Genomic DNA, 15,049 nt, shown 5'->3' with positions numbered 1-15,049 from the left:
GGTAGCCGATGACGGGGGAAGTTCGGGCATACTCCGCAGCGAGCTGCAGATGCCGCCGCCAGGCGATATCCGCAACGTGCTGACGGCCATGGCCGATGTTGAGCCGCTGATGGCGGACATTATGAAATATCGCTTCAGCAGCGGAGAAGGTCTGGCCGGGCACAGTCTCGGCAATCTGATCTTGGCCGCGCTTACCGATATATCGGGCGATTTCGTCACTGCCGTCCGCGAGCTGAGCCGGGTGTTCGCCGTGAGGGGAAGAGTGCTTCCGGCAGCGGGGGAAGCGGTGGTGCTGAGTGCGGAAATGACGGATGGCCGCATCGTGACCGGAGAGTCGAAGATTCCGGAGGCCGGCGGCAAGATCAAGCGGGTCTTTCTGGAGCCGCCCGATGTCGAGCCGCTGCCCGAGGCGCTGGAGGCGATCCGGTCCGCTGATGCGATACTGCTCGGACCCGGCAGCCTGTATACCAGTATTTTGCCGAATCTGCTTGTGCCGAAGCTGGCGCAGGCAGTTGTCGCCTCCAGCGCGGTCAAGATGTTCATCTGCAATGTGATGACGCAGCCTGGGGAAACCGACAACTATACGGTAAGCGATCATCTGCAGGCCGTGTACGATCATATCGGAATGCATCTGTTCGACTATGTTATCGTAAATAATGGTGAAGTTCCGCCCGAAGTTCAGCGTAAATACGCCGAGCAAGGGGCGAGTCCGGTCGAACTGGACACGAAAGCCATGAATGATCAGCGCTATAAGCTGATTGCCGACAAACTGGTATTGTTCAGGACCTATTTGCGGCATGATACGGATAAGCTAAGCCAACATATTTATCAGCTGATTCAGGACTGGATTACACGAAAGAGGTGAGAACCTTGTCTTTTGCGGCACTGACCAAAAAAGAATTGACGATGGTCGAGAGCGGGCCTTGCTGCGAGAAAGCGGAAATGTCGGCGCTCATCCGGATGAACGGATCGGTGCAGCTTTCGAACAAGAGGATCGTTCTCGACATCTCAACGGAGAATGCCGCGATTGCAAGGCGGATTTATTCCTTGCTTAAGAAATATTACCATGCTCATATCGAGCTTCTTGTGCGTAAAAAAATGCGTTTGAAGAAGAATAACGTCTATATCGTCCGTATCCCGGCCCGCGTCGAGGAGATTCTGCAGGATCTCAAGATCGTCTCGGAAGGCTTTGTGTTTACGGACGGAATCGACAAGAGCATTGTCCGCAAGAACTGCTGCAAACGCGCGTACCTCCGCGGCGCTTTCATGGCGGGAGGGTCGGTGAACAATCCGGAAGGCTCGTCCTACCACCTGGAGATTTCCTCGATGTATGAAGAGCACTGCAAGGCGCTGGTGGAGCTGGCCGAAGAGTTTCATCTCAACGCCCGCTGCATCGAGCGCAAGAAGGGGTTCATCCTGTACATCAAGGAAGGCGAGAAGATCATCGAGTTCCTGAGTCTGATCGGCGCCCACCAAGCGCTGTTCAAATTTGAAGATGTCCGGATCATGCGGGATATGCGCAACTCCGTCAACCGGATCGTGAACTGTGAGACGGCCAATCTGAACAAGACGATCAGCGCGGCGGTTCGCCAGATTGAGAATATAAAGTTTCTGGAGAAGGAAATGGGGCTCGATAACCTTCCTGACAAGCTTCGGGAAGTAGCGGAGGTCCGGCTGGCCCATCCCGATATCAATCTGAAGGAAGTTGGAGAGATGCTGAAGGGAAGCGTCAGCAAGTCCGGCGTGAACCATCGGCTTCGCAAAATCGATGAGCTGGCGGAGAAGCTGCGGGGCGAATGATATTTTTTTCTAGTGTCGTTTAGGTTATAATGATATAATATGATAAAATTTACTGTGAAATTTTTGGGCACATCTTAATTAGGGGGTAAGCGTTTCATGACAAAGCACCCGGTAGTCGTCCGGTTAAAGACTGGGCTCCATGCTCGTCCGGCAGCATTGTTCGTGCAGGAAGCGAACAAGTTCTCGTCAGAGATTTTCGTTGAAAAAGACGATAAAAAAGTCAACGCAAAAAGCATCATGGGGATTATGAGCCTTGCAATCAGCTCCGGCACGGAGATTTATATCAGCGCGGAAGGCGCGGACGCCGATCAGGCCGTAACCGCTTTGACGAGTCTTGTAAGCAAGGAAGAGCTGGAGAATCAATAACAATATTCGCAGCACAGCCCTATTTATGGTATGACCAGGAAGAAACGGCTGTGTCGTCCTCTCGGGGCAGGGCATCCGTTTCTCGTCGAAATACAAGGTCAAGGTTAAGAGCGAGCTTATATTTTTTGTATTTCAAAAAGGCCCTTTCCGGGCTTTTTTATTTTGTGCGGAAATGCAACATTTGCCAGGGCGTCTCGTCTAGTAGGTAAGATAGCAATCACGCGAACCTATAGAGGAGGATGAAACAAATGAGAGGATGGACCAAGTCGGCCCTGGCGGTATTTGTTGCGGGGAGCTTGCTGACAGGAGGGGTGCTGGTGAGCAGCTCATTGGATAAGCCCCAGAAGGCCTATGCTGAAGAGGTGCAGAAAAACATAGTCAGTGTCGTAGGCAAGGGAGAATTGTCGATGAAGCCTGACATCGTCTATCTGTCGATCGGAGTTGACACTTCGGCGTCCACCGCCCAGGAAGCCCAGAAGGCCAATGGAGCCAAAATTCAGAAATTGACGGCTTTGCTCAAGAATACATGGGGCATCAATGAGAAGGACATTCAAACTGCGGAGTTCTACGTCCAGCCGAATTACACGTATAACGAGAAGGAGGGCCAGCAGGTCAAAGGCTATAACGCCCATCACGTTCTGCAGGTCGCCTACCGTGATCTGGCCAAGGTGGGAGCACTGCTGGACGCTGCTTCCGAAGCAGGCGCCAACAATATCGGCAACGCCCGTTTTGCGGTGGAGGACACCTCGGCCTTTGAAGCGCAGGTGATTGAAAAAGCGATGGCCAACGCCGACGTGAAAGCGGTAGCGATTGCCAAAGCCGCCAAGAGAACACTCGGACAGGTGCTGACCGTCAGTCAGAACGACGCAAGCACTATCCCGGTATTCTATGAGGGGGCCATGAGAGCGGAGTCCAAGATGGCCGACAACGCCGGCGGCACCGCAGTTCAGCCGGGAGAAGTAAAGATTACGACGCAGCTTAGCGTAATGTATCAATTGAACTAGCAGGGCGTGTGTGCCCAAAGATGAGTGAAGAGAGGCTTTCACCTGCGAGTTTCGGGGCGGAGAAGGCCTCTTTTCTCTCCAAATTTCATAGAGAGCAGAAAGGAAGCAGCATGCAATGAACAAAATGAAGAAGCTTGCACGAACATGGGGGGCGGGAATGCTCGCGGCGGGAATAGTGCTGGGGGGAACGGTTCTTCCTGCAGAAGCAGGCTTGGCGGCACCGGTTAAAGCAAAGGCCGATTATTCCCGAATCGCCTTGAAATGGAATGGAGCGATTACCCCGCAGCAGGGCATTCTGAGAGACGGAAAAACATGGATTCCAATCACCTTTTTGAAGAATGTTCTGGGCATGCCAATCACGTACAGCAAGGCGGATAATACCTATACGGTCGGACAGGGAATCCGCCAAACCAGGCTGATGGTCTCGGAATACGGCATCTCGCTTTCAGTTAACGGCTACTTCATCTCCGAGTATGAGGGGCGAAACTTCAATAACCATCTCTACGTTCCTTTTGGTCTGCTCAATGATTATTTGGGCTATCGTGGAGACTTTAGCGCTTCCTCCCGCAGGCTGAACGTGACGAACAGACCGCTGAACGCGCTGACCGTAACGACGGAAACCTATGCCAAGGAGGCGGAGGGAGTAACCGTCAAGCTGGACTATCCGCAAATTTCGGGACTTGTGAGCGCGTCTGCGCAGCAGAGCATCAATGATACGCTGAAAAAGTCCGCTATGAGCTTCGCAGCCGAGGCTGACCGGGCGATTGCGGAGAGAAGCGAGGAGGAACGTCCGTACGAATACGATTCGGATTACGTGGTGACCTACAATCAGAATGACGTAATAAGCCTCGTCATGGATCAGTACGCTTATACCGGAGGCGCTCATGGAACAACGCTGCGACAGGCGTTCACATTCTCGCTCAAGGACGGCAAGCGCCTGCTGCTCGGCGATCTGTTCGGAGCCAATCCGAACTACAAGAAGCTGTTGAACGAGAAGGTCGGCAAGCAGCTCAGGGTGAGTGGAGGTTATTTGGGAGGCTTTAACGGCCTGAATACCGAGAAATATTTCTATCTTAAAGAAGGCCGGGTTGTGCTCTTTTTCCAACTATATGAATATACAGCTTATGCCGCAGGCTTTCCGGAGTTCACCTTCACCTTTAAAGAATTGCTCCCAAGCGGAAGCAGTCCGTTCGCCGGCTTAAAATAGTCAGCTTATACCGGATATTTCCCCGTTGCGCGCGCCGCATTCCGTTCATATGATGAATGGTGACCGAGCTATAAGGGAGAGGGGGAATTCCATGGTATACCACTATACGGCGATCGGCGATTCGCTGACAACCGGCTTCGGAGCGATGCCCGGCAGCGGATTTGTTCCCGTGTACAGGCGGATGTCGGAGGTTTCGCTCCGCAGTTTCGTTGCTTATACGAACCTCGGGATCAACGGAATGACCACGAGCGAACTGGAGCAGCGCGTCCGGTATAATCCGCAGTTTCGCCAGTCGCTTCGCGAGGCGGACATTATCACCATTTCGATCGGCGGCAACGACTTGATCCATGCTGCCAAGGCTGCGGCTGGGCAGTCGAAACCGCCATCTTCTATTTTTCAGACCGCTCTGAAGGATGCCCAGCGGCATTTTGCAGGTATCATGAGGCAGATTTATCAGGCAAAGGCCGGGGTCGGCAAGCCTTATATCATCCGGATCGTCGGGTTATATAATCCATATCCCCAGCTGACAGACGCGTCGGGGTGGGTGCGGCAGTTCAACCGGCAGATGGCTCAGTATAATAACCGGGTATGCGGCTTTGCCGATATTTACGGAGCGTTTGCGGGACATGAGCGGGAACTGCTCTCCATCGATTATCTTCATCCCAATGGCAAAGGCTACCGTGTTATTGCCGATCGGCTGCACTCGCTTGGGTACGGAAGTTTGCCCGGAACTTAAGACTTGAAAAAAACACCCCTTGGCCACTGTTCGGCGGCAAGGGGTGTTTGGCTTGTGTATGATTATTTCCCGGATGTGTTCAGGCCGGCTTACTGCGGTTTTTCAATGACTTTATCGACAAGTCCGTATTCGGCGGCATCCGCAGCGCTCATGAAGTAGTCGCGGTCCGTGTCCTTCTCAATGCGCTCAAGTGGCTGACCGGTGCGTTCAGCCAGAATCCGGTTCAGCTTGTCGCGCATCTTCAGGATGCGGCGCGCGCGGATTTCAATATCCGTAGCCTGTCCTTGGGCGCCGCCCAGCGGTTGATGGATCATAATTTCGCTGTTCGGCAGCGCATAGCGCTTGCCCTTCGCTCCGGCGTTCAGCAGGAAGGCGCCCATGGAAGCGGCAAGTCCGACGCAGATGGTGGAGACATCGGGTTTGATGTACTGCATCGTATCAAAAATCGCCATGCCGGCGGTGATGGACCCGCCCGGGCTGTTGATGTACAAAGAAATATCTTTTTCCGGGTCCTCGGCGGCCAGGAAGAGCATTTGCGCGATGATGGAATTGGCTACCACGTCATTGACCTCAGTTCCAAGGAAAATGATGCGGTCCTTCAGCAGACGGGAATAGATGTCATAAGCCCGCTCGCCTCGGCTGCTTTGTTCTACGACCATAGGAATGTAACTCACGTGGAAAACCTCCTTAAATTAGATCTTCAAATTGGATTTCGTTACAGCCTTTCTTCTTAACTGTTACCGTATTACCCACATGATAAACAAATTCAAACAAAAAGTCAAAGAAAGTCAAACTCATCATAAAAAAAAGCGCCAATCCATGGCGCTCTGGTTAAATCATCGAGGTTTGGTTAAACAAATATTGTGGCGCGCCCGCCAAGAATCGAACTTGGATCTCAGGCTTCGGAGGCCTACGTCATATCCATTGGACCACGGGCGCAACAGAAATAATTATAATATAAAAATTCGACTAATGCAACTCCTATTTATATACAGGTCATCGGGACCGCTGCTTCGCCGCTAAAATGCGCAGGATAATGTATAAGAAGAAAAGGGAGGGTGAATTCTACTTTCGGAGCCCTTGCTTTCAGGGGAATATTTGGGTAAAATACTTAGTGGGACTTAAAAAGTTATCCCGGGACGTTTTAAGACCATAGAGAAGGGGTTAGAAGAGAAAGACGAAGTTGCAGGAGTGAAAGCATGCGTGACTTATTAGAAATCCAAAAGCAGCTTCTGCCTGATCTCATGGAAACCCTCAAAAGACGGTATACGATTCTTCATCAGATCCTGTTATCCGATATTATCGGCCGCAGAACGCTCGCCGCTTCACTTGACATGACCGAACGGGTGCTGCGCGCGGAAACGGACCTTCTGAAATCGCAGGGGCTCATCGAGATCGAGAGTGTAGGCATGCGGATCAGCGATGCCGGACGGAAACTGCTTGACTTGCTGGAGCCTGTGGCCAAAAGCCTGTTTGGCTTGGATGAGCTGGAAGAGAAACTTCGTTTGAGTTACGGTTTGAAGAAAGTTGTCGTGGTTCCGGGCGATTGCGAAGCATCGCCATTTGCCAAGAGAGAGCTGGGGAGAGCTGGAGCGAAAGCGCTTCTCAGCGTACTTCGTGCCGATGATACGGTTGCCGTCACCGGAGGCTCAACGCTGTACGAATTGGCGGAGCAGATGACCGCTCCTTTATCTATGTCTTACCGGGATGCCTTGATTGTACCTGCTCGCGGGGGCCTCGGGGAGAGCGTAGAATTTCAGGCCAATACCATCGCTTCGACGATGGCCAAGCGAATTGGAGCGCACTATCGGCTGCTGCATGTACCGGATTTGCTCAGCGAGGAGGCCTACCAGTCTTTGTCCCATGAACCGAACATTTCGGAAATCGTACAGATTATCCGCCGTTCGCGAATTATTGTGCATGGTATCGGAGACGCCTTGGAAATGACCCGCCGCAGGAAGCTCGACGAGGCGACTGTCGCCAAGATCAAGAACGCGGGCGCCGTTGCCGAATCCTTCGGCCACTACTTTAACGAGCAGGGCGAAGTGGTGCATTCCATGCTGACGATGGGGCTGCGCCTTGAGGATATCGTGCGGACGGAAATTGTAATCGGCATAGCCGGAGGCAAGCGGAAGGCCAAAGCCATTCACGCTGTGCTGCGGTTCGGCCAGGAGAACATACTTGTCATAGATGAAGCCGCCGCGGCCGAAATCGTCAAGCAAATTGATGAACAAGAAGCCGCAGAGCCATCCCATTATGGCGAGCACTAGCATTATTATGCTTCATACTTACCGTGTTGTCTTGACAAATCCCATGGTTTGTCTTGAATAAATAAAAACGAATTTTTAGGAGGAACTACTCAATGACAGTAAAAGTAGGTATTAACGGATTTGGACGTATTGGCCGCCTCGCATTCCGCCGTATTCAAGACGTGGAAGGAATCGAAGTCGTAGCGATCAATGACCTTACCGATGCCAAGATGCTGGCGCACTTGTTGAAATATGATACATCGCAAGGCAAATTCCAAGGCGACGTTGAAGTTCACGACGGATTCTTCAAAGTGAACGGCCAAGAAGTTAAAGTTCTGGCTAACCGCAACCCTGAAGAACTGCCTTGGGGAGACCTGGGCGTAGATATCGTTCTGGAGTGCACAGGCTTCTTCACTTCCAAAGAAAAAGCTGAGCTTCACCTGAAAGGCGGAGCGAAAAAAGTCGTTATCTCCGCTCCAGCTACAGGCGACATGAAGACTGTCGTTTACAACGTTAACCATGACATCCTTGACGGCTCCGAAACCGTTATTTCCGGCGCTTCCTGCACAACGAACTGCCTGGCTCCAATGGCTAAAGTCCTGAACGACAAGTTCGGCGTTGTTGAAGGCCTGATGACTACAATCCACGCTTACACCGGCGACCAAAACACGCTGGACGCTCCGCATGCCAAAGGCGACTTCAGACGCGCCCGCGCCGCTGCCGAGAACATCATTCCTAACACGACTGGCGCTGCTAAAGCCATCGGTCTGGTTATTCCTGAACTGAAAGGCAAACTTGACGGTGCCGCTCAACGCGTACCGGTGCCTACTGGTTCCCTGACTGAGCTGGTAACTGTTCTGGGGAAAACTGTAACTGCGGACGAAATCAACGCAGCTATGAAAGCAGCTTCCGATCCTGACACTTACGGCTACACGGAAGACGAAATCGTATCCTCCGACATCAAGGGTCTGACTTTCGGTTCCCTGTTCGACGCTACACAAACCAAAGTGCTTACGGTTGGCGACAAACAGCTCGTTAAGACTGTTGCTTGGTACGACAATGAAATGTCCTACACCGCTCAACTCGTTCGTACGCTTGAACACTTCGCAAAACTGGCTAAATAATTCAGATTTCATATAGCATCATCCATAGAGCGGAAACAGCAGTTTATTGTTTCCGCTCTTTTCCGAGATATTGGATAATCGCGGCAAGCTATCGACTAATGCTATGATATTTCCAAGAGTGGAACAATTCCGGTGTGGAGGTTAAATGTCATGACCAAAAAGAGTGTCCGTGATGTAGAAGTAACAGGTAAGCGCGTATTCGTCCGCGTGGATTTCAACGTGCCGCTGGAAGACGGCAAAATCACCGACGACACGCGTATCCGCGAAACGCTGCCGACGATCAAATATTTGATCGAAAACGGAGCCAAAATCATTCTGGCGAGCCATTTGGGCCGTCCGAAAGGCCAATTCGTCGATTCCATGCGTCTGACTCCGGCTGCCGAGCGTCTGTCCGAGCTTCTGGGCAAACCGGTTGCCAAAGCTGATGAAGCGGTTGGCGATGCGGTAAAAGCCAAAGTAGCCGAGCTGAAAGACGGCGACGTTCTGGTGCTTGAAAATGTTCGTTTCTATGCGGGCGAAGAGAAGAACGATCCGGAGCTTGCCAAGCAGTTCGCCGAACTGGCCGATCTGTTCGTCAATGACGCATTCGGCGCAGCACACCGCGCGCATGCCTCGACTGAAGGCATCGCCCACTATCTGCCGGCCGTATCCGGGCTGCTGATGGAAAAGGAGCTGTCCGTACTGGGCAAAGCCCTGTCCAATCCGGATCGTCCTTTCACTGCCATCATCGGCGGTTCGAAGGTTAAAGACAAAATCGACGTTATCGACAACCTGCTGACTCTGGCAGACAATGTCCTGATCGGCGGAGGCCTGTCCTACACGTTCTCCAAAGCTCAAGGCTATGAAGTCGGAAAGTCCCTGCTCGACGAAGAAAAGATCGATACCGCTATTGGCTTTATCGAAAAAGCAAAAAAACTCGGCAAGAACTTCCTGTTGCCAATTGACGCTGTAGTAGCCGACAAGTTTGGCGCCGACGCCAACACCAAGACTGTGGATATTAACGAAATCCCGGCGGAATGGCTCGGACTTGATATCGGTCCTAAAACGGCTGCACTGTATGCGGACGTGATCAAGAACTCCAAGCTTGTTGTATGGAACGGACCGATGGGCGTATTTGAAATCGATATTTTTGCCGAAGGTACGAAAGCGGTGGCTGAAGCCTGCGCGAAGACGGAAGGTTATACTGTTATCGGTGGCGGCGATTCCGCTGCGGCAGCCGAAAAGTTCAAGCTGGCCAACCAAATGGACCATATCTCCACCGGCGGCGGAGCATCGCTTGAATTCATGGAAGGCAAGGCTCTTCCTGGCGTAGTGGCGCTCAACGACAAGTAAGACGATAGAGGGAGGCAAGCTTTGCGATGAGTAGAACACCAATTATTGCCGGAAACTGGAAGATGTTCAAGACCGTTCCGGAAGCCGAAGGCTTTTTTGCCGAGGTTAAGGGCAAGGCCGAAGTGGATGGCGTGGAAACTGTAATCTGCGCTCCATTCACCAATCTGCCAGCTTTGACAAAACTCGCTCAAGGAACAAGCATCAAAATCGGCGCACAGAACTTGCACTTTGAGGATAGCGGCGCTTACACGGGTGAAATCAGCGGCGTTATGCTGAAGGATCTCGGTGTAGATTATGTTATTCTCGGTCACTCCGAGCGCCGGGCTTATTTTGGCGAAACGGATGAAATCGTGAACAAGAAGATGCACGCGGCATTCCGCCACGGCATTACTCCAATTGTATGCGTAGGCGAGAAGCTCGAAGAGCGCGAAGCCGACCAAACGAAGGAAGTCTGCAAAGTGCAAACCGAAGGCGCGTTCCAGGGCCTGAGCGCGGAGCAGGCAGCCGAAACCGTTATTGCCTATGAGCCAATCTGGGCGATCGGCACCGGCAAATCCTCGACTTCGGCTGACGCCAATGAGGTTATTGCTTATATCCGCAGCCTGATCAAGGACTTGTATGACGAAGCGACGGCCGAAGCTATCCGCATTCAGTATGGCGGAAGCGTAAAGCCTGAGAACGTCACTGAATATATGGGCCAAAGCGACATCGACGGCGCTCTCGTCGGCGGAGCAAGCCTCCAGCCGGGTTCCTTCGTTCAGCTTGTTGAGGGGGCGAAGTAATGTCAGCACCAAGACCAGTAGCGCTGATTATCCTGGACGGTTTCGGACTGCGCGACACTGTGGAGGGCAACGCCGTCGCTCAGGCGAAGAAGCCTAACATCGACAGCTACCTGAAGAAATACCCGCACACGACACTTAGAGCTGCCGGAGAAGCTGTAGGACTTCCGGAAGGCCAAATGGGCAACTCCGAAGTGGGACATCTCAACATCGGCTCGGGCCGGGTCGTGTATCAGGACCTGACCCGTATTGATAAATCCATTCGCGAGGGAGATTTCTTCGAGAATGAAACGCTGGTGGGAGCGGTGAAACATGCCAAATCCACCGGCAAAAAGCTTCACCTGTACGCGCTGGTATCCGACGGAGGGGTACACAGCCATATCAATCATCTGTACGCCATGCTGGAGCTTGCCAAGAAGGAAGGATTGAATGATGTATTCGTTCATGCCTTCATGGACGGCCGCGACGTACCGCCAAGCAGCGGTCAGAAATTCATCGAAGCTCTTGCCGCCAAGGTCGAGGAAATTGGCGTAGGCAAAATCGCCACGGTATCCGGACGCTACTTCGCGATGGACCGCGACAAACGTTGGGACCGTGTGGAGAAGACGTACCGCGCCATGGTCTATGGCGAAGGAGCGAAATTTACGGACGCATTGCAGGCGATCACAGCTTCGTACCAGAATTCCGTGTATGATGAATTCATTGAGCCTTGCGTTATCGTGGACAACGAGGGCAAGCCGTTAACTACTGTTGAAAGCGGCGATTCCGTCGTGTTCCTGAACTTCCGTCCGGACCGTGCTATTCAGCTGTCCCAGGTGTTCACGAACGCCGATTTCCGCGGCTTTGATCGCGGACCGCTGTTCCCGCAGGATCTTTATTTCGTCTGCCTGACCACATTCAGTGAAACGGTTCAGGGCTATGTGGCCTACAAGCCGAAGAATCTGGATAACACGCTGGGCGAGGTGCTGGTACAGAATAACAAGAAGCAGCTGCGCATTGCGGAGACCGAGAAATATCCGCACGTAACCTTCTTCTTCAGCGGCGGACGCGACGTGGAACTGCCGGGAGAGACCCGTATTCTCATCAACTCCCCGAAGGTCGCGACTTATGACCTGCAGCCAGAGATGAGCGCTTACGAGGTGGCTGCGGCTTGTGTGGCCGAGATCGAAGCGGACAAACATGATGCCATTATTCTGAACTTCGCCAATCCGGATATGGTTGGACATTCCGGCTTGCTGGAACCGACGATCAAGGCGGTTGAAGTGACAGACGAATGTGTCGGCAAAGTGGTAGACGCCCTTCTGGCGAAAGGCGGGGTAGCTATCATACTTGCGGACCACGGCAATGCGGACATGGTATTCGACGAAGAAGGCAAACCGTTTACGGCGCATACAACCAATCCGGTTCCGTTCATCGTGACCGCAGAGAATGTTGAGCTTCGCGAGAGCGGCATTCTTGCGGATGTAGCCCCAACGATCCTTGATCTGATGGGAATTCCGCAGCCTGCGGAAATGACCGGACAATCCATGATCGCAAGACGCAAGTAACAGGAACGACTGTGCGGTGCAAGACAAAGTTTAAGCAACCCTAAATTTTTGTTAACAAAGGAGAATGAACTTAAATGACTACTATTTCCGACGTATACGCTCGCGAGGTGCTTGACTCCCGCGGTAATCCTACTGTAGAGGTTGACGTTTACCTGGAATCCGGCGCGAAAGGCCGCGCTATCGTTCCTTCCGGCGCTTCCACCGGCGCTCACGAAGCTGTTGAGCTTCGCGACGACGACAAATCCCGCTACCTGGGCAAAGGCGTTCTGAACGCAGTGAAGAACGTTAATGAAATTATCGCTCCTGAAGTCATCGGCATGGACGCTCTGGACCAACTGGGCATCGATAAAGCCATGATCGCTCTGGACGGAACGCCTAACAAAGGCAAACTGGGCGCCAACGCTATCCTGGCTGTTTCCATGGCCGTAGCCCGCGCTGCAGCGGCAGCTCTGGACGTGCCTCTGTACACCTACCTTGGCGGATTCAACGCTAAGCAGCTTCCGGTTCCGATGATGAACATCGTTAACGGCGGCGCTCATGCCGACAACAACGTTGACGTGCAAGAGTTCATGATCCTGCCAGTAGGCGCACCAAACTTCAAGGAAGCTCTGCGTACTGGCGCTGAAATCTTCCACAACCTGAAATCCGTACTGAAAGGCAAAGGCCTGAACACTGCGGTTGGCGACGAAGGCGGCTTTGCTCCTAACTTCACTTCCAACGAAGACGCTCTGTCCTCCATCATCGAAGCGATCGAAAAAGCCGGCTACAAACCGGGCGTAGACGTATTCCTGGGCATGGACGTTGCTTCCACCGAGTTCTTCAAGGATGGCAAATACCACCTGGAAGGCGAAGGCAAATCCTTCACTTCCGCTGAGTTCGTGGACCTGCTGGCTTCCTGGGTTGACAAATACCCGATCATCACAATCGAAGACGGCTGCTCCGAAGACGACTGGGAAGGCTGGAAGCTGCTTACCGAGAAACTGGGCAACAAAATCCAACTGGTTGGCGACGACCTGTTCGTAACCAACACCGAGCGTCTGGGTAAAGGTATCGAAGAAGGCATTGGCAACTCCATCCTGATCAAAGTTAACCAAATCGGTACGCTGACTGAAACCTTCGACGCGATCGAATTGGCAAAACGCGCAGGCTACACGGCTGTTATATCCCACCGTTCCGGTGAGTCCGAAGACAGCACGATCGCCGATATCGCCGTGGCTACCAATGCCGGCCAAATCAAAACAGGCGCACCTTCCCGTACAGACCGTATCGCCAAGTACAACCAACTGCTTCGTATCGAAGACGAACTGGGCGAACTGGCTCAATACAACGGCCTGAAATCCTTCTACAACCTGAAAAGATAAGATTCGCTTGAATCTTATGAACAGCTAGAATGTAATAGAGGCTGCTTCCTGGTCATTGATGATCAGGGGGCAGTCTTTTTACGTAGCGTAGGCTTGGTCATGCAACTGAATTAAGTTGTATTGCTGTGGGCTGTATGATACAATAAAAATGCTGTTTATGAATCGTGGTTATTAACTTTCTATAGATAGTGATGCTTAGTGTAGGAGGTGGAATGAATGGATATTTTTCTGAAGGTGCTGCTTCTGATTTTTTCGATCGGTCTGATTACGGTGGTTCTGCTGCAAAAAGGCAAGAGCGCAGGCCTTGCGGGCGCCATCTCCGGCGGAGCTGAGCATCTGTTCGGCAAGACGAAAGCGCGCGGCATGGATCTGGTGCTCCAGCGTGTCACGGTAGCACTCGCGGCAGGATTCTTTATTCTGTCCATTATTGTTGCCGTTGTGATTGATTAAAATAGAGAAATCGAACCTTCGCTCTTCTTACGATGGAGCGGGGGTTTTTTTGTAATCGGCGGAAAGGGATGCCGAGGATTGATTTCGTGTATACTAGGGTATGAAGTAATATAGACGATAGCATACATATCAGCCGGCGGCCTGCGCCGCGGTGGGCCGAGGTGACAAAGATGATAACACAAGAGAATGTGCTGAATTTCATGCGGGAAACCGCTTATAAACCCATGACTTACGAGGAACTGATTGATCACTTTCATTTTACGGGTGAAGAGGAGCTGAAGGAGTTCAACGCTCTGCTGAGCACGCTGGAGCAGGATGGGCGGATCGTGTTGACCCGCACCAAGCGTTATGGCGTGCCGGAGCGAATGGACTTGCTGCGCGGCCGTCTGCAGGCGCATGCGAAGGGCTTTGCCTTCCTGATTCCCGATGACCGGGAGCATCCCGATGTATATATCCACGCCAATGATATCAAGAGCGCTATGAACGGCGACATCGTGCTTGTCCGTGTGACCTCGCGAAGCCATTCCGGGGGCCGGATGGAAGGCGAAGTCGTGCGGATCGTCCGCCGGGGCGTGCTGCAGACCGTTGGCGTGTTTCAGAATCTGGAGACTTATGGCTTTGTGCTGCCGGATGACAAGCGGATTAACCGCGATATTTTTATCCCGAAGGAATCGTTTAACGGCGCCGTCGACGGGGAAAAAGTTGTTGTCCGCATCGTGAATTATCCGGAGGGGCGCGCGGCGGCGGAAGGGGAAATTATCGAAGTTCTGGGACATAAGGACGATCCCGGCGTCGATATTTTGTCCGTCATTCGCAAGCATCAACTTCCGGAGGTTTTTCCTGAAGAGGTCATGGCTGAGGCGAACGGAGCGCCGGATTCCATTACGGAAGAGGAGATTGTGCAGCAGGGCCGCCGCGATCTGCGGGGCCTGAACATCGTGACCATTGACGGGGAAGACGCCAAAGACCTGGATGACGCGGTCAACGTGGCCCGTCTGGAGAACGGCCACTACAAGCTTGGCGTGCATATTGCCGACGTCAGTTATTATGTACGCGAGAACGCGGCGCTGGATAAGGAAGCGTATGACCGGGGG

At 52.6% G+C, this 15,049-nt stretch carries 15 protein-coding genes and 1 tRNA gene; 14 read left to right on the top strand and 2 right to left on the bottom strand.

The genetic code is table 11. The annotated features are described in order from the left end of the window. The 6 genes from L692_RS0121335 to L692_RS0121310 all read left to right on the top strand — a co-directional run. Positions 1-865, top strand: an 865-nt coding sequence (locus L692_RS0121335; RefSeq protein WP_025702046.1) for a gluconeogenesis factor YvcK family protein, incomplete at its 5' end; no start/stop codon positions are given. A 5-nt stretch (positions 866-870) separates the two neighbouring features. After that, a complete protein-coding gene (whiA, locus tag L692_RS0121330; protein ID WP_025702045.1) occupies positions 871-1,800 on the top strand; it encodes a DNA-binding protein WhiA in 930 nt (309 codons plus the stop codon). 96 nt (positions 1,801-1,896) lie between these two features. After that, complete coding sequence (locus L692_RS0121325) at positions 1,897-2,166, top strand: HPr family phosphocarrier protein (protein ID WP_025332700.1); 270 nt, start codon at positions 1,897-1,899, stop codon at positions 2,164-2,166. A 248-nt stretch (positions 2,167-2,414) separates the two neighbouring features. Next, positions 2,415-3,170, top strand: a complete 756-nt coding sequence (locus tag L692_RS0121320) for an SIMPL domain-containing protein (RefSeq protein WP_025702044.1) — start codon at positions 2,415-2,417, stop codon at positions 3,168-3,170. 115 nt (positions 3,171-3,285) lie between these two features. Continuing rightward, complete coding sequence (locus L692_RS0121315) at positions 3,286-4,377, top strand: DUF3298 and DUF4163 domain-containing protein (protein WP_025702043.1); 1,092 nt, start codon at positions 3,286-3,288, stop codon at positions 4,375-4,377. A 91-nt stretch (positions 4,378-4,468) separates the two neighbouring features. Beyond that, complete coding sequence (locus tag L692_RS0121310; RefSeq protein WP_025702042.1) at positions 4,469-5,113, top strand: GDSL-type esterase/lipase family protein; 645 nt, start codon at positions 4,469-4,471, stop codon at positions 5,111-5,113. An 89-nt stretch (positions 5,114-5,202) separates the two neighbouring features. On the opposite strand, the gene clpP is transcribed toward L692_RS0121310, so the two are convergent. Both clpP and L692_RS0121300 read right to left on the bottom strand, forming a co-directional pair. Then, positions 5,203-5,787 (bottom strand): ATP-dependent Clp endopeptidase proteolytic subunit ClpP, encoded by a 585-nt coding sequence (clpP, locus tag L692_RS0121305; protein ID WP_025702041.1) that lies wholly within the window; start codon positions 5,785-5,787, stop codon positions 5,203-5,205. A 190-nt stretch (positions 5,788-5,977) separates the two neighbouring features. Continuing rightward, a tRNA-Arg gene (locus L692_RS0121300) sits at positions 5,978-6,052 on the bottom strand. Positions 6,053-6,312: 260 nt separating this feature from the next. Here L692_RS0121300 and L692_RS0121295 point away from each other — a divergent pair. The 8 genes from L692_RS0121295 to L692_RS0121260 all read left to right on the top strand — a co-directional run. Continuing rightward, entirely contained in the window at positions 6,313-7,383 is a 1,071-nt protein-coding gene (locus L692_RS0121295) for a sugar-binding transcriptional regulator (protein ID WP_025702040.1), read from the top strand. A 92-nt stretch (positions 7,384-7,475) separates the two neighbouring features. Then, positions 7,476-8,486 carry a type I glyceraldehyde-3-phosphate dehydrogenase gene (gap, locus tag L692_RS0121290; protein WP_025702039.1) on the top strand — a complete coding sequence of 337 codons (1,011 nt, stop codon included), beginning with the start codon at positions 7,476-7,478 and terminating at the stop codon, positions 8,484-8,486. A gap of 150 nt (positions 8,487-8,636) precedes the next feature. After that, complete coding sequence (locus L692_RS0121285; protein ID WP_025702038.1) at positions 8,637-9,818, top strand: phosphoglycerate kinase; 1,182 nt, start codon at positions 8,637-8,639, stop codon at positions 9,816-9,818. A 26-nt stretch (positions 9,819-9,844) separates the two neighbouring features. Continuing rightward, complete coding sequence (gene tpiA, locus L692_RS0121280; RefSeq protein WP_025702037.1) at positions 9,845-10,600, top strand: triose-phosphate isomerase; 756 nt, start codon at positions 9,845-9,847, stop codon at positions 10,598-10,600. Further along, positions 10,600-12,144: a 2,3-bisphosphoglycerate-independent phosphoglycerate mutase gene (gpmI, locus tag L692_RS0121275; protein ID WP_025702036.1), complete on the top strand. Its 1,545-nt coding sequence runs from the start codon at positions 10,600-10,602 to the stop codon at positions 12,142-12,144. Before tpiA ends, gpmI begins: the two co-directional genes overlap by 1 nt. Positions 12,145-12,218: 74 nt before the next feature. Beyond that, positions 12,219-13,505, top strand: coding sequence for a phosphopyruvate hydratase (gene eno, locus L692_RS0121270; RefSeq protein WP_025702035.1), 1,287 nt, complete (start codon positions 12,219-12,221; stop codon positions 13,503-13,505). 216 nt (positions 13,506-13,721) lie between these two features. Then, positions 13,722-13,955 carry a preprotein translocase subunit SecG gene (gene secG, locus L692_RS0121265; protein WP_025702034.1) on the top strand — a complete coding sequence of 78 codons (234 nt, stop codon included), beginning with the start codon at positions 13,722-13,724 and terminating at the stop codon, positions 13,953-13,955. Positions 13,956-14,125: 170 nt separating this feature from the next. Next, positions 14,126-15,049 (top strand): RNB domain-containing ribonuclease (locus L692_RS0121260; protein ID WP_025702033.1); only part of this gene is annotated, 924 nt, incomplete at its 3' end.

The sequence above is a fragment of the Paenibacillus forsythiae T98 genome, from assembly GCF_000520735.1.
Lineage (GTDB): Bacteria > Bacillota > Bacilli > Paenibacillales > Paenibacillaceae > Paenibacillus_AQ > Paenibacillus_AQ forsythiae.
This window is presented reverse-complemented; position numbering and strand designations above follow the sequence as displayed.